The 22161-nt window shown below is 46.6% G+C and carries 21 protein-coding genes and 2 pseudogenes; 15 read left to right on the top strand and 8 right to left on the bottom strand.

All coding sequences use genetic code 11. From position 1 onward, the window contains the following. Positions 1 to 1128 (top strand): TrkH family potassium uptake protein (locus MMY81_RS26305; protein ID WP_252315125.1); only part of this gene is annotated, 1128 nt, incomplete at its 5' end. 254 nt (positions 1129 to 1382) lie between these two features. On the opposite strand, the gene MMY81_RS26300 is transcribed toward MMY81_RS26305, so the two are convergent. Together MMY81_RS26300 and MMY81_RS26295 are read right to left on the bottom strand one after the other, a co-directional pair. After that, the gene (locus MMY81_RS26300) at positions 1383 to 2162 is read right to left on the bottom strand and encodes an ABC transporter permease (RefSeq protein ID WP_120193769.1); all 780 of its coding nucleotides are present in this window, start codon (positions 2160 to 2162) and stop codon (positions 1383 to 1385) included. After that, on the bottom strand, positions 2155 to 2796 hold the full coding sequence (locus tag MMY81_RS26295) for an ABC transporter ATP-binding protein (protein WP_252315124.1): 642 nt from the start codon (positions 2794 to 2796) through the stop codon (positions 2155 to 2157). The genes MMY81_RS26300 and MMY81_RS26295 overlap by 8 nt, the downstream gene beginning before the upstream one ends. Positions 2797 to 3047: 251 nt before the next feature. On the opposite strand from MMY81_RS26295, the gene pcrB reads away from it, so the two are divergent. The 7 genes from pcrB to gatB all read left to right on the top strand — a co-directional run bounded on the left by pcrB (position 3048) and on the right by gatB (position 12547). After that, positions 3048 to 3734: a heptaprenylglyceryl phosphate synthase gene (gene pcrB / locus MMY81_RS26290; protein WP_252315123.1), complete on the top strand. Its 687-nt coding sequence runs from the start codon at positions 3048 to 3050 to the stop codon at positions 3732 to 3734. A 28-nt stretch (positions 3735 to 3762) separates the two neighbouring features. Beyond that, positions 3763 to 5988 (top strand): DNA helicase PcrA, encoded by a 2226-nt coding sequence (gene pcrA / locus MMY81_RS26285; RefSeq protein WP_120193766.1) that lies wholly within the window; start codon positions 3763 to 3765, stop codon positions 5986 to 5988. A 20-nt stretch (positions 5989 to 6008) separates the two neighbouring features. Then, positions 6009 to 8015: an NAD-dependent DNA ligase LigA gene (gene ligA / locus MMY81_RS26280; protein ID WP_252315122.1), complete on the top strand. Its 2007-nt coding sequence runs from the start codon at positions 6009 to 6011 to the stop codon at positions 8013 to 8015. Positions 8016 to 8051: 36 nt separating this feature from the next. After that, a complete protein-coding gene (locus tag MMY81_RS26275) occupies positions 8052 to 9152 on the top strand; it encodes a CamS family sex pheromone protein (protein ID WP_252315121.1) in 1101 nt (366 codons plus the stop codon). A 186-nt stretch (positions 9153 to 9338) separates the two neighbouring features. Then, positions 9339 to 9629 (top strand): Asp-tRNA(Asn)/Glu-tRNA(Gln) amidotransferase subunit GatC, encoded by a 291-nt coding sequence (gene gatC, locus MMY81_RS26270; RefSeq protein ID WP_120193763.1) that lies wholly within the window; start codon positions 9339 to 9341, stop codon positions 9627 to 9629. A 13-nt stretch (positions 9630 to 9642) separates the two neighbouring features. Next, on the top strand, positions 9643 to 11100 hold the full coding sequence (gene gatA / locus MMY81_RS26265) for an Asp-tRNA(Asn)/Glu-tRNA(Gln) amidotransferase subunit GatA (RefSeq protein ID WP_252315120.1): 1458 nt from the start codon (positions 9643 to 9645) through the stop codon (positions 11098 to 11100). Between the two features lie 13 nt (positions 11101 to 11113). After that, the gene (gene gatB / locus MMY81_RS26260) at positions 11114 to 12547 is read left to right on the top strand and encodes an Asp-tRNA(Asn)/Glu-tRNA(Gln) amidotransferase subunit GatB (RefSeq protein WP_252315119.1); all 1434 of its coding nucleotides are present in this window, start codon (positions 11114 to 11116) and stop codon (positions 12545 to 12547) included. Positions 12548 to 12596: 49 nt separating this feature from the next. Here the strand turns inward: gatB and MMY81_RS26255 are convergent, their stop codons facing one another. Beyond that, positions 12597 to 12893 (bottom strand): hypothetical protein, encoded by a 297-nt coding sequence (locus MMY81_RS26255; RefSeq protein WP_252315118.1) that lies wholly within the window; start codon positions 12891 to 12893, stop codon positions 12597 to 12599. Between the two features lie 394 nt (positions 12894 to 13287). On the opposite strand from MMY81_RS26255, the gene MMY81_RS26250 reads away from it, so the two are divergent. Together MMY81_RS26250 and MMY81_RS26245 are read left to right on the top strand one after the other, a co-directional pair. After that, the gene (locus MMY81_RS26250; RefSeq protein WP_170146928.1) at positions 13288 to 14184 is read left to right on the top strand and encodes a helix-turn-helix domain-containing protein; all 897 of its coding nucleotides are present in this window, start codon (positions 13288 to 13290) and stop codon (positions 14182 to 14184) included. 69 nt (positions 14185 to 14253) lie between these two features. Continuing rightward, on the top strand, positions 14254 to 15147 hold the full coding sequence (locus MMY81_RS26245; RefSeq protein ID WP_120193758.1) for a diacylglycerol kinase: 894 nt from the start codon (positions 14254 to 14256) through the stop codon (positions 15145 to 15147). A gap of 33 nt (positions 15148 to 15180) precedes the next feature. Here the strand turns inward: MMY81_RS26245 and MMY81_RS26240 are convergent, their stop codons facing one another. Both MMY81_RS26240 and MMY81_RS26235 read right to left on the bottom strand, forming a co-directional pair. After that, positions 15181 to 15765 (bottom strand): GNAT family N-acetyltransferase, encoded by a 585-nt coding sequence (locus MMY81_RS26240; RefSeq protein WP_252315117.1) that lies wholly within the window; start codon positions 15763 to 15765, stop codon positions 15181 to 15183. Between the two features lie 11 nt (positions 15766 to 15776). Further along, positions 15777 to 16298, bottom strand: coding sequence for a hypothetical protein (locus MMY81_RS26235; RefSeq protein ID WP_252315116.1), 522 nt, complete (start codon positions 16296 to 16298; stop codon positions 15777 to 15779). A gap of 245 nt (positions 16299 to 16543) precedes the next feature. Between MMY81_RS26235 and MMY81_RS33505 the strand changes: the two genes are divergently transcribed. Then, a complete protein-coding gene (locus tag MMY81_RS33505; RefSeq protein WP_256498007.1) occupies positions 16544 to 16666 on the top strand; it encodes a hypothetical protein in 123 nt (40 codons plus the stop codon). Beyond that, positions 16663 to 18135 (top strand): sodium/proline symporter PutP, encoded by a 1473-nt coding sequence (gene putP, locus MMY81_RS26230; RefSeq protein WP_252315115.1) that lies wholly within the window; start codon positions 16663 to 16665, stop codon positions 18133 to 18135. Before MMY81_RS33505 ends, putP begins: the two co-directional genes overlap by 4 nt. 289 nt (positions 18136 to 18424) lie before the next feature. On the opposite strand, the pseudogene MMY81_RS35900 reads toward putP, so the two are convergent. Together MMY81_RS35900 and exaC are read right to left on the bottom strand one after the other, a co-directional pair. Further along, a pseudogene (locus MMY81_RS35900) lies at positions 18425 to 18609 on the bottom strand (DUF779 domain-containing protein); the annotation flags it as partial. A 222-nt stretch (positions 18610 to 18831) separates the two neighbouring features. Then, positions 18832 to 20355 (bottom strand): acetaldehyde dehydrogenase ExaC, encoded by a 1524-nt coding sequence (gene exaC, locus MMY81_RS26220; RefSeq protein ID WP_252315114.1) that lies wholly within the window; start codon positions 20353 to 20355, stop codon positions 18832 to 18834. Positions 20356 to 20624: 269 nt separating this feature from the next. On the opposite strand from exaC, the gene MMY81_RS34580 reads away from it, so the two are divergent. The 3 genes from MMY81_RS34580 to MMY81_RS26210 are packed head-to-tail and all read left to right on the top strand — an operon-like array spanning position 20625 to position 21581. Beyond that, on the top strand, positions 20625 to 20783 hold the full coding sequence (locus tag MMY81_RS34580) for a hypothetical protein (RefSeq protein WP_308215491.1): 159 nt from the start codon (positions 20625 to 20627) through the stop codon (positions 20781 to 20783). A gap of 23 nt (positions 20784 to 20806) precedes the next feature. After that, positions 20807 to 21130, top strand: coding sequence for a GNAT family N-acetyltransferase (locus MMY81_RS34575; RefSeq protein ID WP_308215490.1), 324 nt, complete (start codon positions 20807 to 20809; stop codon positions 21128 to 21130). Between the two features lie 13 nt (positions 21131 to 21143). Continuing rightward, the gene (locus MMY81_RS26210; protein WP_252315113.1) at positions 21144 to 21581 is read left to right on the top strand and encodes a hypothetical protein; all 438 of its coding nucleotides are present in this window, start codon (positions 21144 to 21146) and stop codon (positions 21579 to 21581) included. 18 nt (positions 21582 to 21599) lie between these two features. Here MMY81_RS26210 and MMY81_RS26205 read toward each other — a convergent pair. After that, positions 21600 to 22142 (bottom strand): annotated as a pseudogene (locus tag MMY81_RS26205) (sugar O-acetyltransferase). Positions 22143 to 22161: the final 19 nt, after the last annotated feature.

Below are 22161 nucleotides of genomic sequence, written 5' to 3'. Positions count from 1 at the left end.
GTGTACACCATTTTCGGCCAGGTGATAATTATGATTTTAATCAAAATCGGCGGCCTCGGCCTGTTAACGGTTGCGATGATGATTGTTATTCTGCTAGGAAAAAAGATCGGGCTGAAGGAGAGACTGCGTATCCAGCAGTCCTTTAATCAGACTTCCGTAGGCGGTATGGTAAAGCTCGTTAAAGTGCTGTTTATTTTTTCTGTGTGCATGGAAGGGCTGGCCGCCGCGCTTCTGGCAATTGACTGGGTACCTGAATACGGCTGGCGGTACGGCTTATTTACCAGTCTTTTTCATTCTATATCGGCTTTTAACAATGCAGGATTTTCGCTTTGGTCGGACGGGCTTACAAAATACGTCGGAGATCCGCTTGTAAACGTGATAATTACCAGCCTTTTTATAGCAGGTGGTATTGGATTCACCGTCTTATATGATGTTATTGAAAAGAAGCGGTTCAAAGCCCTGCAGGTTCATTCAAAGATAATGATTGTCGGCACGCTGATTATAAACGCATCCGCTGCCATAATCATCTTTCTGCTGGAGTCAAATAACCCGGGAACAATGGCTTCTTTATCGCTCGGCGACAAGCTGTGGGCGTCTTATTTTCAGGCTGTCACACCGAGAACGGCTGGATTCAACTCGGTCGATATCACACAGATAGAGCCGGGGACGGCCTTGCTTATGTCTCTTCTGATGTTTATCGGTGGCGGAAGTGCCTCCACTGCTTCCGGCATTAAATTAACGACGGTTATCGTTATTATCTGGGCAGTTATTACTTTTTTCAAAGGGGAGGAGGAGCCGGTCCTGTTTAAACGCTCGATTCCGCAGGCGGTTATTGCCCGGTCGTTTATTATTACGGTGACGAGCCTGATGCTTGTATTTACCGGTCTTTTTCTCTTAACGCTCACCGAACAGGCGCCTTTCTTGGTTATTTTATTTGAAGTTTTTTCAGCCTTTGGCACGGTAGGGCTGTCTATGGGGCTCACCTACGAACTGACGGAGCCTGGAAAATATGTACTCATGCTGCTGATGTTTTTTGGACGGATCGGCCCGCTTACGATCGTATTTGCACTGGCCCGGACGGAAAAATCAAATGTACGCTATCCACGGGCTGATATTTATACCGGATAAAAAAAGAATCTCCCGTTAAATTGGGAGATTGAGGCTGCGGGAATTCTGTCCAGGGGTGCTTTCCGCAGGCCATGCCTCAGCTAAAGAGGAAAAGAACGACCTCTTTATCTTCACCTATGGCTGTTCTGCAGGAGACACCCCTGTTTCTTTCTTTTTCATCAAAATCTTTAAAAATATTCGAGATCATGTATAGATATATAATATAAATTAGTTTCTCGACAATCTGAATCTCCTGTCCAATCGGGAGATTCTTTTTATTTTAACTGGCTGTTTTCTGTGAAAAAGACTTTATATCCCATCCGGGCGAATATGATAACGGTAAGCGCTACGGCTCCGGTAATACCGAGCAGAATTGCAATCTGGTATTCGATTGCGGTGACCGGATCGGCGCCTGCTAGAATCTGCCCGGTCATCATACCGGGAAGGAAAACAATCCCCATTCCTACCATAGAATTGATGGTCGGAAGGATAGAGGAGTCGAAGGCTTTGTTTACAATCTCCCGGCTTGCTTCTTTAGGGTCAGCGCCAAGCATAAGCGCGGCCTCCACCTGGTTCCGCTGGTTTTTCATGCTGTCGACAAGCGTCTGCACCCCAAGTGTGACACCGGTCATGGAGTTTCCGATAATCATGCCGGCAATAGGAATGGTGTAGCGCGGGTCATACCAGGGGGAAAACTGAATAACAATAAAATTAAAGTAAATAAGGCTGGTAAGCGTGCCGACTGTGATGGACACTGCCACCGCTTTTTTCAGTTCTCTGCTTATTTCGCCGCGCACTCTTTTATGAACGTTATGAATAGCAAAAGCAGTCATGAATAAAACGACGCCGATGGTGAAAAGAGGGTGCGGGTTTTCAAACAAATACATAAGCACATAGCCTACAATAAGAAGCTGAACGGTCATGCGCAGGGTGGCAATAAGAATTTCCTTATCGCGCGGTATTTTCCGGATGCGTACGATGACGAGCAGCAGAATAATAAAAACGTAAGCCGCCAGAAGCTGGTAAAGACCCAGGCTTATCATATCGTTATCCATCAAGCGCACCTCCCTGCAGCGTATACTGGTTGAAGTCGATTAACGTATCGGAAAATGCTTCACCAATAGGGCGGGAATGGGTGACAAAAATAACTGTCTTCCGGTGTTCACGCGCCCATTGTACAAAACGTTCCATTACTTCATGCTCAAGGTTGTCATCCAGGGCGGATGTTGGTTCGTCGAGCAGAAGCACCGGACTGTCAAGCACAGCAGCCCGTACGAGGGCGAGACGCTGTTTTTCTCCTCCGGAAAGTGTGTCTGCTTCGACGTCCAGATCTTTAGATAAGTAAAAAGCACTCATCATCTGTTTGAGAAAATCATCATCCGCCTCCGATTTACCGGCAAAGCGGCGGCCGGCGTTGATATTGTCGCGGATCGTATCGCCGAATAGAACCGGCGTCTGCGGGAGCATTGCCACTTCCCGTCTGTGCTTAATGGGATCAAGCGAAGATAAAATATTTCCAGTATAGGAAATCTCCCCGCGGTCCGGCTCAATCATCCGGTTGAGCAGCATTAAAAAGGTGGATTTCCCGCTACCGCTCTCTCCCACAATACAGGTAATGGCGCCGCCTTTTATGGTCAGACTGTTAATTTGCAGGATATCTTTATACTGAACGTTTCTGCATTCGAACATACAGGGGCTCCTTCCGGCTTCGGGTTTTTACATAGAACGAAAAATAGTATAAAGCAGGAAAAGCAGCATGTCGAACATTCTGCATCGCATGCAGAGCGCTTGGCGGCAAAAGGCGGATAAAGAAAATGCCTGCAGATGATAAGGGTATCTCCGTGAATACGGGTGAAATTATCTTAGGAATATGCGTTTGGTTTTGGTATAATTAATGGCTGAGACTTATTACTTTGAAGCGTGAATTTGGAGGAGCAGAAATGCTTTTATATACAGAATGGCAGCATGTATTTAAATTAGATCCGGCTAAAGAAATATCGGACGAAGATTTGGAAAAGCTCTGCGAGTCGGGAACCGACGCGGTCATTGTAGGCGGAACCGACGGCGTGACGCTCGATAACACGCTTGATCTTCTGGCAAGAATCCGCAGGTATTCGGTGGCGTGTGCCCTGGAAATATCAGAACTGGAAGCGGTGACGCCGGGATTTGATTATTATCTTGTTCCGAGTGTCCTGAACGCCGGTGACCCTAAGTGGATTACCGGAGCTCATCAGGAAGCTCTCAAATCGATCGGTCCTCTGATACAATGGGAAGAGATGATTATGGAAGGGTACTGCATCGCCAATTCTGCTTCCAAAGCAGCGAAACGAACCGGCGTGGCCGGCAGCCTTGATGATGAAGATATTCTGGCGTATGCACAGCTTGCTGACAAGCTGTTCCGCATCCCGGTGTTTTATCTTGAATACAGCGGAGTGCTGGGGCCTGTGGAAACGGTAAAGAAAACAGCCGCGGTGCTTGAGCAGGCCCGTTTTTTTTACGGAGGGGGTATCCGGACGAAAGAGCAAGCCACAGAGATGGCCGCTTTTGCAGACACGATTGTGGTAGGGAACATTATTTATGAAAACATGAAAGCTGCTCTTTCCACGGTAAAAGCAGTAAAGAGATAGCTATTCTGATTATGACGGAGGAATCGGCATGCAAAAAGAAATTATTGAAAAAATGCTCGCGGGCATGAACCCGGAACAAAAAGAAGCCGTCCTTCATACGGAAGGGCCGCTGCTTGTAATGGCCGGGGCAGGAAGTGGAAAGACGAGAGTGTTAACCCACCGGATTGCTTACTTAATGAGAGAAAAGGGGATCCCGCCCTACGCGATTCTGGCCATTACATTTACAAATAAGGCAGCACGGGAAATGAAAAACCGGGTCGGAAAACTCGTCGGGCCGGTAGCGGAAGATATCTGGATGTCCACGTTTCATTCGATGTGTGTCCGGATCCTGCGAAGAGACATCGACCGGGTCGGCTATAACCGCAATTTCTCTATTTTGGACGGAACGGATCAGCTTTCCGTTATCCGGCAGATACTCAAAGACGAAAACATTGATTCCAAAAAGTTTGATGCCCGGAGTATGCTGAGCGTTATTTCAGCAAGTAAAAACGTGCTTGAATCACCGGAAAAACTGACGGAACGTGCTTTTGGGCCATTTGAAGAAACGGCGGCCAAAGTCTACAGTGAATACCAAAAGCGTCTGCGCCGCAACCACGCGCTTGATTTTGACGATTTGATTATGACGACCATTCGTTTATTCCGTCAGGTCCCGGAAGTGCTCGAGTTTTACCAGCGCAAATTCCAGTACATCCATGTAGATGAGTATCAGGATACGAATAAAGCACAGTACACTATCGTGCAGATGCTCGCTGAAAAACGCCACAACATCTGTGTGGTGGGCGATTCGGATCAGTCTATATATAAGTGGCGCGGGGCCGATATTTCCAATATATTATCGTTTGAATCCGACTATGAAGAAGCACGAACGATTCTGCTCGAGCAGAATTACCGTTCCACCAAGAAAATCCTGCAGGCGGCAAACGCCGTTATTACAAACAACGCGGGACGGAAGCCAAAAAATCTTTGGACGGATAATGACGACGGTCTGAACATCCGTTATTACAATGCGTCAGACGAACGCGATGAGGCCGCCTATATTATTGAAAAGATAAAAGACGAAGTAAACAGCGGACGCCGCAATTACTCCGATGTCGCTATTTTGTACCGCACGAACGCCCAGTCGCGGATGATAGAGGAAATGTTTGTGAAATCCAATATTGCCTATAATATGATCGGCGGCACCAAGTTCTATGACAGAAAAGAAATCAAAGATGTGCTCGCCTATCTCCGTACGATTGCGAATCCAAATGATGATATCAGCCTGGGACGGATCGTTAATGTACCAAAACGCGGCATTGGTGCGACTACCATTGATAAAGTCGCCCATTTTGCTGCCGGAAACGATATTACGATGTTTGACGCGATCCAGGATGCCGACCAGATCGGTCTCGGCGCCAGAGCAGCTAAAAAATTAATTGATTTTTCGCGGCAGATGGCGGGCTGGATAGAGATGCAGGAATATCTTTCCGTTACCGAACTGGTGGAAGAAATACTGGAAAAAACGGGATACCGCCAGGCACTTAAAGAAGAACAGACCATTGAAGCGCAGAGCCGGATGGAAAACATCGATGAATTTTTATCTGTAACAAAAGATTTCGAGAAAAATGCTGAAGATAAGTCGCTGATCGGCTTTCTGACTGATCTCGCACTCGTCTCTGACATAAATGCTCCGGATGAAGAAGAAAAAGAAAAAGGCGCGGTTGTCATGATGACGCTCCATTCGGCTAAAGGGCTGGAGTTTCCTACAGTGTTTATTGCAGGTATGGAAGAAGGAATCTTTCCGCACAGCCGCTCATTGTTTGAAGCAGAAGAAATGGAAGAAGAGCGCCGTCTGGCTTACGTTGGAATTACAAGGGCCGAGCAGGAGTTGTTCATTACGCATGCCAGAGTAAGACAGCTGTACGGAAAAACCCAGGCCAATCCTGTATCCCGGTTTATCGGGGAGCTTCCGAAAGAGCTGCTCGAAGGCATGGAGGAAGAAAAACCACTCTCTCCTTCTTTTCAGCAGAAGCTGTCGCCGTATGAACGCCGGCGCCAGGCGGCTGTCTCTGACAGAAAACACTCAGTGCAGGCCGAAACCGGCGGGTCCGAGATTGGCTGGAAAGTGGGAGACAAAGCCTCCCATAAAAAGTGGGGAACGGGTACCGTTGTAAGCGTCAAAGGAGACGCAGAGGACATGGAGCTCGATATTGCTTTTCCTAAAGACGGCATCAAGCGGCTTCTGGCCCGTTTTGCTCCGATTACGAAGGAATAAGCAAAGAAAGGAAGTACAAGATGCAGCAGGCACAAGCAGAAGAAAAAGCCGTCGAGCTGCGCAGGCTGCTCGAGAAATACGGCTACCATTACTATGTACTTGATGATCCAATCGTTCCCGACTCGGAATACGATGAGAAACTAAAAGAACTGGTGGATATAGAAGAAGCCTACCCGGAGCTGCAGACAGAGGATTCCCCAACGGTCCGCATCGGAGGAGTGCCGCTGGATTCGTTTAAAAAAGTCCAGCATGAGATTCCGATGATGAGTCTGGGAAACGCCTTTAATGAGCAGGACCTCCGGGATTTTGACCGGCGCGTGCAGCAGAATCTGGATGAGCCCGCGGAGTATATCTGTGAATTGAAAATTGACGGACTTGCCGTCTCTTTAACATATGAAGAAGGCCGGTTTGTCCGTGGTGCAACCAGAGGTGACGGCACCACCGGAGAAGATATAACGAAAAACCTCCGGACGGTCGGCTCGATTCCGCTCCGTCTTGAAAACCAGGTCAATATTGAAGTACGCGGGGAAGTATTCATGCCGGAAAAGTCATTTGAACGGCTGAATGAAGAAAAAGAAAAAAATGGCGAAGAGCCATTTGCCAATCCAAGAAATGCAGCTGCCGGCTCACTCCGCCAGCTGGACCCTAAAATTGCTGCCAACCGCAATTTGGATATCTTTTTATATGCGATTGCCGACGACAAAGGGCGGGGGCTTCCTTCTCATCTGGAATCCCTTGAATATATGAAGGAACTGGGGTTCAAAACAAATCCGGAAAGCCGGTATTGCCGCTCTATTGAGGAAGTCATTGCTTACGTAAACGAATGGGCGGATACCCGTACAGGCCTCGCGTATGAAACAGACGGTATTGTTATAAAAGTGAATTCGCTGGCACAGCAGCAGAAGCTTGGCTTTACGGCCAAAAGCCCGCGCTGGGCAACGGCCTACAAGTTTCCGGCTGAAGAAAAAGTAACCACGCTTGAGGATATTATCCTGTCCGTCGGACGTACCGGCGTAGTGACGCCGACCGCCCTGCTCGAGCCTGTACAGGTAGCAGGAACGACTGTCAAACGGGCATCGCTTCATAACGAAGATCTGATCCGGGAAAAAGACGTGAAGCTGGGAGATAAAGTGGTCATCAAAAAAGCCGGGGACATTATTCCGGAAGTAGTAAAGGTTCTGACAGAGCTTAGAAGCGGAGAAGAAAAAGAATTTGTGATGCCGACACACTGCCCGGCTTGTGAAAGTGAGCTCGTCCGCCTCGAAGGGGAAGTGGCTCTGCGCTGTATTAATCCGCAGTGTCCGGCTCAACTGAAAGAAGCGGTTATCCATTTCGTTTCCCGAGGAGCGATGAACATCGACGGCCTCGGTGAAAAAGTGGTGATTCAGCTGTTTCAGCATGAATTAATCCACGGGATTGCTGATTTATACAAACTGGAAAAAGAAAAGCTGCTGGAACTGGAACGTATGGGCGAAAAATCCGTACAGAATTTACTGGAAGCTATTGAAGCCTCCAAAAGTAATTCCATGGAAAAGCTGTTGTTCGGCCTGGGCATTCGTTTTGTCGGAGCAAAAGCAGCAAGAACACTGGCAGTGGAATTTGAATCCATGGACGCGCTGATGAATGCTTCTAAAGATGAACTGCTGGCGGTATATGAGATCGGTGAAAAGATGGCGGATTCGGTCGTGAGCTTTTTTGATAATGAAGAAGCCGCAGAGCTTTTGTCCGAATTAAAGCGCCTTGGCGTCAATATGGAGTACAAAGGACCGAAAAAGCAGACGGCGGTTAAAGAATCACCGCTTAAAGATAAAACCGTCGTACTTACCGGAAAAATGGAAAACTATTCCCGTAAAGAGCTTCAGGGAATTGTAGAAGAACTGGGCGGAAACGTTACAGGCAGCGTGAGTAAAAAAACAGATATTCTTATTGCCGGCGAAGACGCGGGATCCAAGCTGTCTAAAGCGGAAGAGCTCTCTGTTGAAGTGTGGGACGAAGCTCGTTTTAAAAAGGAAACGGATGCTGTTTAACAAAGCACGGCCGATTCAGATAGGGAGATGAAAGATATGTGGAGAAAAACAGGCTTGTTTGGAATATCTGCTGTGCTGCTGCTCTCCGGGTGCCTTCCGGGAATGTCTTCAGATGAAGAAGAAAGTTCGGAGGAAAACCAGGAGGAAGAAGAAACGACAGTAGAAGTCAGTCCTGATATTCCGGGCCTGGATGAATATTACCGCAGCATTCTCGTAGATGGACAGTATGTGCATGGGCAGTCACGCGGATTCAGTACACAGATGACATACAATCGGCTGGATCTGGAACGCCTGGAAACAGGAATGCAGGAAATTGCTGTAGATGAATTCAGCCAGGATGATTATTTTTTCCGGGAAGGCCGCTTTATTGCGAGAAATGAATTAAACAGCTGGCTGAGCCGTGAAGAAGAAGCAACAGACGATGAAGAAGGAAATCCGGAAGGCTTGAATCCGGCTCTTGGAAGCGGGGATGATTTTGAAGCAAGAGAAAGCTCTGCTCCCCGGACCCTCTCAAACATCATTGAACACAATTATATGGTGGAGGACGGTGGTGACTATGAGCCAGGCGGGGTCATGATCGGCTTGTCGATGAACAGCACGTATTACTTCCGGGAGGAACTCGACGATGGCTCCTACGGTCCGTGGCTTCAGGAAAACATTGATGAAGAGACGAGTCTGGAAGATGCAAGACGCATTGCCCAGGAGATCACCGACCGCCTTCGCAGTGAAGACCGGAGAAACGGTGTGCTCGAAGAGGTGCCGATTATGTTTTCAGTATTCCGCGAGGCTCCCCGTGATTCATCAGTTCCGGGTGATTTTATTGCCACCGGCATCGCCCAGCCCGGAAATGACGTAGGAAACTGGACGGAAATTAACGAAAATCATTACTTATTCCCTTCCACTACAGCGACGGAGGCCCAGCGCGCTGATTCGGAGGCGTTTGATTCTTTTCAGTCGGATATTAATAATTTCTTTGAGAACTTTACAGGGGTGGTAGGGGAAGGCTATTATCAGAATGGGGAAATGAGAGAGCTTCATATTGAAATCCCTATCCGTTTCTACAGCAAAACAGAAGTTATTGCCTTTACCCAGTTTGTAGTGGATCGAATGGAAGCCCGTTTCCCATCTGAAAATTGAAATTAATTCCACGCAGGGACAGGAAGCATTAATTGTAAGGGAATCAGGGGAAGACCCATACACTCATATTTACTAAAAAGCCGGCTCCCTTCTTGAGGGGGCCGCTTGTCTCAGCGTTGCTGAGCCACAGCTAATTTGGTATCATCAGTATATTGTGAAAGCATAAGAAGCCGGAGGTGACAAAGAATGGATAAAATTACAAAAGAACAGGTAAAGCATGTGGCACATCTGGCGCGGCTGTCGGTATCAGAAGAAGAAGCGGACAGATTTACAGAGCAGCTTGATAAGATTATTGAGTTTGCCGAGCAGCTTAATGAAGTAGATACAGATCATATTTCGCCGACATCACATGTACTTGATATTCATAACGTACTTCGTGAAGATAAAACAGCACCATCTTTAGATAGAGAAGAAGCATTAAGAAATGCGCCGGATCAGGAAGACGGCCAGGTGAAAGTACCATCAGTTTTAGAGTAAAGGGGGGAAGACCATGTCTATATTAGAAGAAAGTTTTTCGAGCGTACATAAAAAGCTTGAAAATAAAGAAATAAAAGTATCTGAACTGGTAGATGCTTCTTATAATCGTATTAATGAAGTGGACGATAAAGTAAAGGCCTTTCTCACATTAAATGAAGAGCAGGCCAGAGCCCATGCAAAAACGCTGGATGAAGCGATTGCGGAGGACCGTATAAAAGGTATGCTGTTTGGCCTGCCGGGCGGTATTAAAGATAATATCGTTACCAAAAACCTGCGCACGACCTGCGCGAGTCAGCTGTTGGATAACTTTATACCCGTGTATGATGCCACAGTTGTTGAAGGGCTGCAGCAGGCATCTTCTATTAATATCGGCAAGCTGAACATGGACGAATTTGCGATGGGGTCCTCGAATGAAAACTCGAGCTACAAAGTAACACGTAATCCATGGGATATTGACCGCGTACCGGGCGGCTCAAGCGGCGGTTCTGCTGCTTCAGTTGCTGCAGGAGAAGTTATGTTTTCTCTTGGCTCCGACACGGGCGGTTCGATCCGTGAGCCGGCAGCCTACTGCGGCGTTGTAGGCATGAAGCCTACGTACGGACGTGTATCCCGCTTCGGTCTGGTTGCATTCGCGTCCTCGTTGGATCAGGTGGGGCCGTTAACCCGTACCGTTGAAGACAACGCCAGAGTTCTTCAGGAAATTGCCGGACATTGTGAAAAAGACTCTACTTCTGCGGATGTCGAGCTTCCGGATTTCAGTGCCGATCTCCAAAAAGGAGTAAAGGGACTGAAAATTGCTGTGCCGAAAGAATATATCGGCGAAGGCGTTAAGCCGGAAATTAAAGATAAAGTAATGGATGCCTTAAAAGTATTGGAAAGTCAGGGCGCTACGTGGGAAGAAGTGTCTCTTCCTCATTCCAAGTATGCGGTAGCCGCTTATTATCTGCTGGCTTCTTCGGAAGCATCGGCTAACCTTTCCCGTTTTGACGGTGTTCGCTTTGGAGTCCGTCACGACTCAAGCCAAAACCTGATCGAAATGTACAAGGAAACAAGGAGCAAAGGATTTGGGGATGAGGTTAAGCGCCGCATCATGCTTGGAACGTTTGCCCTGAGCTCCGGCTACTATGATGCCTATTACAAAAAAGCGCAGCAGGTACGTCATTTAATTAAAAATGACTTTGATGACGTTCTTTCTAAATACGACGTAATTATCGGCCCGACAGCACCGACTGTCGCGTTTAAAGTAGGCGAGCAGATAGACGATCCGCTTACAATGTATGCCAACGATATTTTAACCATCCCAGTAAACCTTGCAGGGGTACCGGCTATTTCCATACCATGCGGATTTTCTGAGAATATGCCGGTAGGACTGCAGATTATTGCAAGTCCGTTTGATGAAAAAACGATTTACCAAGTGGCTCATTCCTATGAACAGGCAACGGAACACCATAAAGCGAAAGCGGAATTGTAAGGGGGGAACTATTGTGAAATTTGAAACGGTCATTGGACTTGAGGTCCATTCAGAACTGAAAACGAACACAAAAATCTTTTGTAATTGTTCAACCGAATTCGGCGCACCGCCGAACACCCAGACCTGCCCGGTCTGCCTCGGTCATCCCGGCGTTCTGCCGGTGCTGAACGAACGGGCGGTGGAATATGCCATGAAAGCGGCTATTGCACTCAACTGCGAAATTGCAGAAGAAACAAAGTTTGACCGCAAAAACTATTTTTACCCGGATAACCCTAAAGCCTACCAGATCTCCCAGTTCGACAAGCCAATCGGCGAGCACGGCTGGATTGAGATTGAAGTGGAAGGCTATAAAAAAAGAATCGGGATCACCCGTATCCATCTCGAAGAGGACGCAGGAAAGCTGACGCACGATGAGTTCGGCGAGCATTCCCTTGTAGACTTTAACCGGGTCGGAACGCCGCTTATTGAGATCGTATCGGAGCCGGATATCCGCACGCCGGAAGAAGCCTATGCCTATCTGGAAAAGCTGAAGGCTGTCCTGCAGTATACAGAAGTCTCAGACTGCAAAATGGAAGAAGGATCCCTTCGCTGTGACGCCAACGTTTCACTCCGCCCTGCAGGCCAGGAGGAATTCGGAACAAAAGCTGAGCTCAAAAACCTGAATTCCTTTACTAATGTGCAGAAAGGTCTTGCTTTTGAAGAAATCCGTCAGGAGCAGGAGCTTCTTTCCGGAGGAGAAATTCTTCAGGAGACGAGAAGATGGGATGACAGCAAAAAAGAAACCGTTCTGATGCGTATTAAAGAAGGATCCGATGATTACCGGTACTTCCCGGAACCTGACCTGGTAACGTTACTGATTGACCAGGGCTGGATTGATAAAATCAAAGCACAGATTCCTGAGCTTCCGGATGCAAGAAAAATCCGCTATATAGAAGAATACGATCTGCCGGCTTATGATGCCGGTGTGATTACGCAGTCCAAGGAAATGTCGGACTTTTTCCAGGAAGCCGTAGACCAGGGCGTAAACGCCAAACAGACGTCCAACTGGCTGATGGGAGAAGTAAATGCCTACCTGAACGCCAACAACATGGAGCTTAAGGATATTCAAATGACCCCGAAAGCACTGGGATCATTAATTAAGCTGATTGAAGAAGGCACCATCTCAAGCAAAATAGCCAAAACCGTATTTGCCGAGCTGATGGAAAACGGCGGCGATCCGGAACAGATCGTGAAAGACAAAGGCCTCGTGCAGATTTCAGATGAAGGCGAGCTTAAGTCAATCGTTGACACGATTTTAGATAATAACCAGCAGTCTATCGAAGACTTCAAAAACGGGAAGGATAAAGCACTTGGCTTCCTTGTCGGACAAACGATGAAGGAAACCAAGGGAAAAGCGAATCCACAGCTCGTTAACAAATTAATTAAAGAGGGCATGGAAGCCCGTTAATACGAAAAAGAAGCAACCGCTGCGGCGGCTGCTTCTTTTTTTATCGTTTTCAGGAAAAAATAGCCTGTTTCACCCGGTCTGTCATAAACGCGAAATCGGCTTCATCGCTTCGGTCAAATATATCCACAAAGCCGGCCAGGCCGGGTTCTTCTTCCGCAAGCCTGCGCACGATCTGGTCATCTTTAAGCCAGACACAGGCCATCAATTCAATATAAGGCATATCCGGTCCATATTTGGGTGTTTCATAGAAAACAAAATCAAGCAGGGACCGAACGGTTTCCCTGTCGTGAGCTGCTTGTTCTTTCATAAAAAACAATGCCATAAATCCTTCTTTATCCAAAACCATCCAACCACGCTCCATGCCTGACATAATGAAAAAAAGAATCCCCTGCAGCACAGGGGATTAAAAAGGGGGGTAAAAAAACTTGGTGGTATGAAAACAAATTAAGAGAGATAATGATTAATAAGCGTGTGGCAAGGTAACACCTAACGTGCTTACATCACCAGTAGCTGCAACTAAAAGAGCAGCACTTGTAAGAAGTCCTATTTTAATAAACAACTTCATCAATATTTCCTCCTAAATTATTAATCATTAACATGAGTTTATTATTACATATATAGACAATTGCCACATATCGTTAGAAAAGCCCTAAAAAGATGTGATCTCTCCCTATATTGAAAATCCGCTGTATAATGGAATGGCAGAGAACTATAGTACTCAAATGAAAGAAGGTATGTACATGCTGGAATGGGGGATAGGAGAAAAGTTAAGAGACTTAAGAGAATACTATCAAGTAAGTCAAAGAGAGCTTGCTTTGGGGATTTGTTCGCAAAAAACGATATCTAAAGTAGAAAGAGGCGAAATGCAGCCTACCGCTGAAATTCTGCAAAAGCTTGGACTTCGTTTAGGAGTGGATATCAGCTATTTTTTTGAAGAACAAGAAGCACCAAGGTTTAATTATATAAAAGAAACAAGAGACCGAATTGGTCGTTTGATAAGTAAATGGGAATACAAAGAAGCAATGGGTATTATTCGTGAAGAATTAAAAAATCCGTTATTTAGAAAGAAAAATCATCGCAAATATTTATTATGGAAAAGAAGTGTCTGTCACTTTAATTTAACTAGTGAAAAAGAAGAAGCAATAGAATTATTACAATTAGCACTTGATATGTCTACTCATTCCAAAAAAACAATAACAAATGATGACATAGGAATATATTTAAGTATGGGTAATATGTATTCTGATATTGGTGATTTTGAAAACGCGTTAACTTACTTTAATACTGCAAAAGAGATGTGTAAAAGAATTCCAGATTATAGAGCAAGTCCTCCTGTTAATAAATTATACTATAATTTAAGTCTATTGTATTTTCGTATGAAGCTATATAACAAAGCTATAGAAATTGCTCAAGAAGGTATTAAGTTCATATATGAAAAAGATTCTATATACCTGCTTGGCGAACTTTATTACCAAAAAGGGCTGGCTATGTATTACTCTGGAAATAGAAGAAAAGCTTTAAAAGCAATGGAAACTTCCCTTTTCCTTTTCGATATAAGAGATCAAAAAGCCTTTCATTCCTTTGTAGAAACCCATTATTTGAGATTTCAGCGACTATCATTAAGGCATTTGAATTGAAAAGGCTTCTGTTTCAAAATACCGTTATTTAGGGTAAGGAATATTAAATCAGATACTGAGGAGACTGCAATGAAAAGAGCAAGAGTAATATACAATCCTACATCCGGCAGGGAACAAATGAAAAAAGACCTGCCTTATATATTGGACCGCATGGAACAAAATGGGTATGAAACATCTTCTCATATGACAAAAGCGGAAGGATGCGCCAAAACAGAAGCCAGGCGGGCTGCCCTGGCCGGCTTTGATGTGATCGTAGCGGCCGGAGGCGATGGAACTATTTTTGAAGTAATCAATGGTATTGCTGATTTAGAGACACGTCCAAAGCTCGGCCTGATTCCTTCCGGAACAACAAACGACATGGCACGAGCGCTTGGCATCAGCGATGTCGGTATTGAAGGCGTCTGTGATGTACTCTGCGGCAACTACAGCCAGCCGGTGGATATCGGCAAAGTAGGAGATAAGTATTTTATCAACATAGCCGCCGGAGGCAAGCTGACGGAGCTGACGTATGACACGCCGAGCCGTCTGAAAACAATGATGGGCCAGTTTGCCTATTATTTAAAAGGATTTGAAAAACTCCGCGACCTGCATCCGCAGAAAGTAAGAGTCGAATATGATGACAACGTATTTGAAGGAGAAATCATGCTGTTTCTTGTAGCAAATACAAATTCGGTGGGCGGCTTTGAAAAGCTGCTTCCGGAAGCCAAATACAATGACGGTAAATTTGACGTCATCCTGATTAAAAAAACAAACCTGGCCGAGTTAATGAGAATCGGAACACAGGCATTAAATGCAGAGCATTTAAATCATGAACGCGTTATGTATGTAAAAGCCAGCCGCGTAAAAATTGACGTGGAGGGAGACATGCAGCTTAACCTGGACGGAGAACACGGTGGGGAACTGCCATGCGAATTTATTAACCTTCATCATCACATTGAAATGTTCAGCCCGAAAATAAAATAAGCAAAAAGGGGACTCTGTGAAAGAGTTCCCTTTTTAATAGATCTGTTCCTGCTGTTTCCATTCCTGGTGAAGGATGCTGTACATATGAACGTTTCTCCGTTCCCCCTTCACAAGAAGGCGCTGACGAAGCGTCCCTTCATAAGTCATTCCCATTTTTTCAAGCACGCGGATCGACTGGCTGTTTTCCGCAAAACATCTGGCTTCGATGCGGATTACTCCCATTTTTTCAAAAGCAAACTGGTGCATGGCACGGGCTGCTTCGGGTATAAGGCCGAGGCCCCAGTATTTCTCAGACAGTGCGAATCCGATTTCAACCGTGCCATTTCCGCGTTCCCACCAGGCAAAGTCAATCGTGCCGATCATTTTCCGGTCCGTTTTATGTTCAATAGCAAAAGGAGCCATTTCCCCCCTGCGGTAGCGCTCGAAGGTGTAGTCCAGAAAGCGCTGGGATTCCCGGAGAGACTGATGGGCGTCCCATAAGACCTGGCGGCTGATGTTTTCATTGGAAGCATATTCAAATACATCCCGGAGGTCTGTCTGCTGCAGGCGCCTCAGGATAAGACGGTCGGTTTCAAGTATTGGAAAAGGTTTGAAAAGTGACGGCGTTCGGCGGAGCATAGAGGTACCTCCTAATTCATGTCTTCGGTTTCTTGAAAAACAGCCGGTTCTTTCTCAGCAGTGTCTTTTTCCTGACGGGCGGCATCAAACGAACGACCAAAATCATCCCATTGGTCATCAAACGAATCCCAGGTGCTGTTCGTTTGTTCTTCCTCTTCATGAGAAGGAAGCCCGGCTTCAGCAGCTTCCGGTGCTTCCGGCTCTGCGTAGCGGTTAGTAAAAGAAGACGCTGCGGTAAAAAGATTGAGCGGTGTCATTAAGGCCGGCGCCCCGTCACTGGAAGGAAAAGATGCCCATGTCTCATCAAAGGCGTGTAATCGTTCCTCTTCCGTCTGATTTTCTTCTTCTTCTACTTCAAGCTGGGCTTCTGCCCATTTATCTTCTGTTTCCCCGGCTTCTGTTTCCGGCTCACTGGATGGCAGAATTTGATTCATAAAAGAAGAAAAGAATCCACCCTGATCAGAAGGAGCGGCCTGAGCAGAGAGAGGCAGGCTGAGAAAGCAGATAAGTGCAGCACTTGTCATCCATTTCATATGTATATTCCCTTACTTTCCTGTGTTTTATCATTATATTACCATATATTTAGGAAGAAAATGTATGTTTCCATTTAATCCGGAAGAAAGTTGCAGCCTTAGACAAAATAGGGCAAAATATTAGGCAGTGCCAAAAAACTGCAGTGTTAACACGTGATAGAATAAAGGAAAACCTGCCCTTATACTATTTTATTATCGGCGCTTTTTCTGCATTTTAAAGCAGTATGATAAAAGGAGGAAATATTATGACAGAAACGTTAACAGCAGCAACCTGGTTTTGGCTTCTGGTTCCGATGCCTATTCTTATTATTCTCTCCTGTATTACGTTTGTAACGGAAAACAGAAAGCAAAGGAGGAATCGGTCGTGACGATACCGACGCTTGTCACCTTTTTAGTTTATCTTGTAGGCATGTTTGTAATCGGAGTGATTTTCTACAAAATGACAAATAATCTCTCCGATTATGTACTGGGCGGAAGAAAGCTCGGCGGGGCTGTTGCGGCGCTGAGTGCCGGTGCCTCGGACATGAGCAGCTGGCTTTTGCTCGGGCTGCCGGGAGCGATGTACTTAGGTGGAATGAGTGAAATCTGGCTGCCGATCGGCCTTGCCACTGGTGCATACTTAAACTGGCAGTTTATGGCCCGTCGCCTGAGGCGCTATACGGAGGCAGCGGGTGATTCCATTACGATTCCGGATTTTCTGGAAAATCGTTTCCGGGATAAAAGCAAGCTGCTGCGGATGGTCTCCGCCGTATTTATACTTATTTTCTTTGCATTCTATGCATCTTCCGGCCTGGTCGGAGGAGCGACGCTGTTTCAGAATTCCTTTGGGTGGGATTATACAACCGCTCTTTGGATAGGAGTGGCAGTCATTATCACATACACTTTCCTGGGAGGATTTCTTGCGGTCAGCTGGACGGACTTCTTCCAGGGAATTATTATGTTTCTGGCTCTTGTTATTGTGCCGTTTGTTGCGATTTCAGAGCTTGGCGGCTGGAGGCAGACGATCTCGGCTGTCGGCACAGTTGATCCTTCGCATTTAGATGCGTTTGCCGGTACGTCAGCAATCGGTATTATTTCACTGCTTGCCTGGGGACTTGGATATTTTGGCCAGCCGCATATTATTACAAGGTTTATGGCTATACGTTCGGAAGAAGAAATACCGAAAGCTCGGCTGATTGGCATGACGTGGATGGTTCTTTCCTTGTTCGGAGCTATCTTCACAGGGTTTGTCGGCATTGCTTATTTTTCGGCAGCCGGCGAGGGGGGAGCGCTTGCTGACGGTTCCCATGAGACGGTATTTATCCTGTTTTCCCAGCTGCTTTTTAACGAATGGATTTCCGGCTTTTTATTAGCCGCAATTCTGGCAGCTATTATGAGTACGATTGATTCCCAGCTGCTCGTCTCTTCCAGCGCGCTGGCTGAGGATTTTTACAAAGGCTATCTGCGTCCGAAGGCAAGCGATCTCGAGCTGGTTTGGGTGGGAAGAATAGGAGTGGTAGCTATCGCCCTGATCGCCACGGTTCTCGCCTATAACCCGGATAGTACGGTGCTTGAACTGGTACAGTATGCCTGGGCCGGGTTCGGTGCTGTATTCGGTCCTGTGCTGCTTCTGGCATTATTCTGGAGGCGGACTACGATGGGAGGCGCGCTTGCGGGGATGCTGACAGGAGGCGTTACCGTTATCCTGTGGGCGCTTCCTTCCGAAGGGATCTTTGCTTTATATGAGCTTGTGCCGGGATTCATCTTTGCCGGAATTGCCGTCATTATTGTAAGCCTTATGCAAAAACCGCCGAATAAAGAAATAACAGAGGAATTTGATAAAGTAGATACCATGTAAAAAAAACCGACCTGTGAGGGTCGGTTTTTTAGTAGCCGCGGTTAATATTAACAAAAGCAAAAATGCCGGTGCCAAGTGCGGTAATCATCGTAACAATAACAAACCAGTGCATAGAGGGGCCTCCTTCAGCTGTATTCTTTTATGTAGAAGAAAGAGCAGGGAAGCTCTTTCTGTCTTCTTACACGATGGATGCTTCTTTTTTCAACTCTTCACGTTCGTTTTCTGTAAATACGCGGGAACGGGTTAAAAACCGCTTGCCTTCCGGACCTTCCAGGGAAAACATGCCGCCCCGTCCGTCCACTACGTCGATAATCAGCTGGGTATGCTTCCAGTACTCATACTGATCCTTGGAATATAAAAAGGGGCACCGCCGATTTCTCCAAGTAGTATATCACTTTCGCCTACCTTGAATTCATCCGCAGCAAAGCACATCGGCGCACTGCCGTCACAGCAGCCTCCGGATTGATGAAACATCAATTCGCCGTGCCGTTTTTTTAGAGATTCCATCAGCTCAAGTGTTGCGTCTGTTGCGGTTACTTTATCCACAGCCATATAAACCATCCTCTCTTGAAAATAGGGTCTATTCGCGGGACGTGAGTGTAAAGGATATAGTCTTATTGTACACGTTTTCATCGAGAAAGAAAAACAGGCCGTCCCCGTTTACAGGAGGCGGCCTGTATTCACTGCTGCAGTTGTTTAAAAGAATCCTAATGCGTCGTCGCTGTAGCTTACCAGCATGTTTTTGGTCTGCTGGTAGTGATCAAGCATCATCAAGTGGTTCTCACGTCCGATACCGGACTTCTTGTATCCGCCGAATGCAGCATGGGCAGGGTAGTCATGGTAGCAGTTGGTCCAAACACGGCCTGCCTGAAGGCCTCGGCCGAAGCGGTAGGCGGTCGTAATGTTTCTTGTCCAAATACCGGCACCAAGACCGTAAAGCGTGTCATTGGCTGTTTCCATTGCCTCTTCATCGGTTTTAAAGGTAGTAACAGAAAGAACCGGGCCGAAAATTTCTTCCTGGAAAATTCTCTGTTTGTTGTGGCCTCTAAAGACAGTAGGTTCAATATAGAAGCCTTCGGCAAGTTCTTCGTCATCCATCTTTTGTCTGCCGCCGCCTGTAAGAAGCTCTGCCTCTTCCTGTTTACCAATATCAAGGTACGATAGAATTTTTTCCATCTGCTCCTGGGAAGCCTGAGCACCCATCATTGTATCGGTATCAAGCGGGTGGCCGACTTTAATCGCGTTGACGCGCTCGAGGGCCCGTTTCATAAATTCATCGTAAATATCTTCATGGATCAGCGCACGGGATGGGCATGTACATACTTCCCCCTGATTCAGGGCAAACAATACCATGCCTTCTACGGCTTTATTCAGGAACTTATCGTCTTCGAGCATAATATCCTTAAAGAAAATATTCGGGGATTTTCCTCCCAGTTCGAGTGTAACCGGAATAATATTCTCAGACGCATACTGCATAATCAGACGGCCGGTCGTTGTTTCACCGGTAAAGGCTACTTTGGAAATGCGGCTGTTTTGTGCAAGCGGCTTTCCGGCTTCCACGCCAAATCCCTGAACGATGTTCAGGACGCCCGGCGGAAGAAGATCCTGGATTAATTCAATAACGAGCATGATGGAAGCTGGTGTCTGCTCGGCCGGCTTCAGCACGATAGTGTTTCCGGCAGCAAGAGCAGGAGCAACTTTCCATGTTCCCATCAGAATAGGGAAGTTCCATGGAATAATCTGTCCGACGACGCCAAGCGGCTCGTGGAAATGATAGGCAACGGTGTCGTCATTAATCTGGCTTAAACGGCCTTCCTGGGCGCGGATAACGCCTGCGAAATAGCGGAAATGATCCACGGCGAGGGGTATGTCGGCATTAAGCGTTTCACGAACGGCTTTTCCGTTATCCCATGTTTCTGCTACTGCCAGCATCTCCAGATTTTCTTCAATCCGGTCTGCGATTTTATTTAATATTCTGGAACGCTCGGCAACCGAGGTTTTGCCCCAGGATTCTTTTGCTGCTTCCGCCGCGTCAACTGCCAGTTCCACATCTTCCTTGGAAGAGCGGGCCACCTGGCAGAAAACTTTACCGGTAACAGGGGATACATTATCAAAATACTCCCCGTTTACGGGAGCCTTAAATTCCCCATTTATAAAGTTGTCATAGCGATCCTTAAATTGAACAAGACTTCCTTTTGTATTCGGACTTTCATAGCGCATACGAATTCCTCTCCTTTTACATAAATGTGATAGTAAAACACAAGCTTGTAAAACGGTGGAAAAGGGATAATGGAAGCGATTACATTTAGAATTTTATCACATATATTTCCTTTTTAAAACAATATTCTCCATGCCTGTTATTAATAAGTTATAAATGAATATTTATTGTGACAATAATGGTTCAGGCAGGAAAAACAGCGATATTTGTCGCAGAAGCGTATTTCTTCTATAATAGGAGAGTAAAGAATGGGACACGTAAGGGGCTGAGCATGGTGAACATTGAAATTGAACGGCTCCATAAGGAGCATTGGCCGGAAGTAAGGGAAATTTATGAAATGGGGATTCAGACAGGAAAGGCAACATTTGAAAAAAAACGCCTTCCTGGGAAATCTGGTCAGCGACACATGATCTTGTCTGCCGGCTTGTAGCAGTTGAAGAGGAGACGAGAAAAGTGCTTGGCTGGGTGGCACTTGCTCCTACATCAAACAGACCGGTGTATGAAGGCGTTGGGGAAACGAGCATTTATATACATGATGAGGGGCGGGGAAAACGCATAGGAACCCGCCTGATGAAAGAACTGATTTATATAAGTGAGCGCGAAGGCTACTGGACGCTTCAAGCCGGGATTATGCCTGAGAATGTTGAAAGCATCCGTATCCATGAAAACGCCGGCTTCCGGGAAGTCGGCCGCCGTGAAAAGGTAGGAAAGCTTAACGGCGCGTGGCGAGATGTGCTATTATATGAGCGCAGAAGTAAAATTGTAGGAATAGAGTAGGTGAATAAAAGGCATGACGTATCATTCTGGTTATAATCTGGTAAAGCCCATTATTCTTTTAATCGCGATTTGGGCCATCGTATTGCTAACCGACCCGGCATTTATTATCCCTGCTGTGCTGATCAGCATTTTTGCAGTACTGGCGATGCTTCTTCACCAGCACGTGAAAGTAAAAAACAACACGATCACGTGCTATACGTATTTGGCGAAAAAACGGGTGTTTACCCGGGTGGTATACCCGAAAAACGTCACCGGCATTTTTCTTAAGAATGCGCCGGGCGGAAAAGTTCTTCCATTGATTAAGCGGAAAAACCTGTCGACGATCCGGCTGCGCCGGTACAAGGATACCGGGCTGTACCGCGATGTAGAGAAATTCGCGGTCGACCATGACCTCCCGCTAGAGCAGGATACAAGCTATACGAAGTGGAAAGAAAGCGAACAGAATAAATAGCAAAAAGCAGGAAAGGCCTCAGCCTTCCTGCTTTTTTATTTGTTTAATCACGCGCGCCGGATTGCCCCGACAACGGTATGAGGGAACATCTTTACAACTACTGCACCGGGCGATAACGCACCATCTCCAATGGTAACACCGGGGGTTAACGATGGCACGGCCGCCGATCCAGACGTTGTCGCCTACAGTGACAGGGACCCCGTATTCGTGAAGCGTGGCCCGTTCCTCTCCGTCAAGCGGATGGTTCACGGTATAGATGTGAACACCGGGTCCCAGCATTACGCCGCGGCCAAATCGAATCGGCGCCTCATCGAGCATGACACAGTCAAAGTTGGCGTAAAAGGATTCACCGACATGAATGTTATAACCGTAATCGCAGCGGAATTGCGATTCTACACGGACTGTTTCCCCGGTGGAACCGAAGATCTGCTTGATCGTTTCGAGACGTTTTTCCGGGTATTCCACGCCGATGTTATTATACATCCGCAGTGCCAGCTTCGCATTCATACGTTCTTCGGCGAGTTCTGGATCATGGGGAAGGAAAAGCTCTCCGGCCAGCATTTTTTTTTTCTGTTTTCAT

Source organism: Sinobaca sp. H24 (assembly GCF_023845525.1).
Note: the sequence above shows the minus strand (reverse complement) of the source record. Positions and strands in the feature narration are given on the sequence as shown.

Excerpts from the sequence above, each read along its gene's own strand:
- MMY81_RS26300 (WP_120193769.1), bottom strand. The coding sequence starts at position 2,162 with ATGGATAACGATATGATAAGCCTGGGTCTTTACCAGCTTCTGGCGGCT.
- MMY81_RS26295 (WP_252315124.1), bottom strand. The coding sequence starts at position 2,796 with ATGTTCGAATGCAGAAACGTTCAGTATAAAGATATCCTGCAAATTAAC.
- pcrB (WP_252315123.1), top strand. The coding sequence starts at position 3,048 with ATGCTTTTATATACAGAATGGCAGCATGTATTTAAATTAGATCCGGCT.
- pcrA (WP_120193766.1), top strand. The coding sequence starts at position 3,763 with ATGCAAAAAGAAATTATTGAAAAAATGCTCGCGGGCATGAACCCGGAA.
- ligA (WP_252315122.1), top strand. The coding sequence starts at position 6,009 with ATGCAGCAGGCACAAGCAGAAGAAAAAGCCGTCGAGCTGCGCAGGCTG.
- MMY81_RS26275 (WP_252315121.1), top strand. The coding sequence starts at position 8,052 with ATGTGGAGAAAAACAGGCTTGTTTGGAATATCTGCTGTGCTGCTGCTC.
- gatC (WP_120193763.1), top strand. The coding sequence starts at position 9,339 with ATGGATAAAATTACAAAAGAACAGGTAAAGCATGTGGCACATCTGGCG.
- gatA (WP_252315120.1), top strand. The coding sequence starts at position 9,643 with ATGTCTATATTAGAAGAAAGTTTTTCGAGCGTACATAAAAAGCTTGAA.
- MMY81_RS26255 (WP_252315118.1), bottom strand. The coding sequence starts at position 12,893 with ATGGTTTTGGATAAAGAAGGATTTATGGCATTGTTTTTTATGAAAGAA.
- MMY81_RS26250 (WP_170146928.1), top strand. The coding sequence starts at position 13,288 with ATGCTGGAATGGGGGATAGGAGAAAAGTTAAGAGACTTAAGAGAATAC.
- MMY81_RS26245 (WP_120193758.1), top strand. The coding sequence starts at position 14,254 with ATGAAAAGAGCAAGAGTAATATACAATCCTACATCCGGCAGGGAACAA.
- MMY81_RS26240 (WP_252315117.1), bottom strand. The coding sequence starts at position 15,765 with ATGCTCCGCCGAACGCCGTCACTTTTCAAACCTTTTCCAATACTTGAA.
- MMY81_RS26235 (WP_252315116.1), bottom strand. The coding sequence starts at position 16,298 with ATGAAATGGATGACAAGTGCTGCACTTATCTGCTTTCTCAGCCTGCCT.
- MMY81_RS33505 (WP_256498007.1), top strand. The coding sequence starts at position 16,544 with ATGACAGAAACGTTAACAGCAGCAACCTGGTTTTGGCTTCTGGTTCCG.
- exaC (WP_252315114.1), bottom strand. The coding sequence starts at position 20,355 with ATGCGCTATGAAAGTCCGAATACAAAAGGAAGTCTTGTTCAATTTAAG.
- MMY81_RS34580 (WP_308215491.1), top strand. The coding sequence starts at position 20,625 with ATGGTGAACATTGAAATTGAACGGCTCCATAAGGAGCATTGGCCGGAA.
- MMY81_RS26210 (WP_252315113.1), top strand. The coding sequence starts at position 21,144 with ATGACGTATCATTCTGGTTATAATCTGGTAAAGCCCATTATTCTTTTA.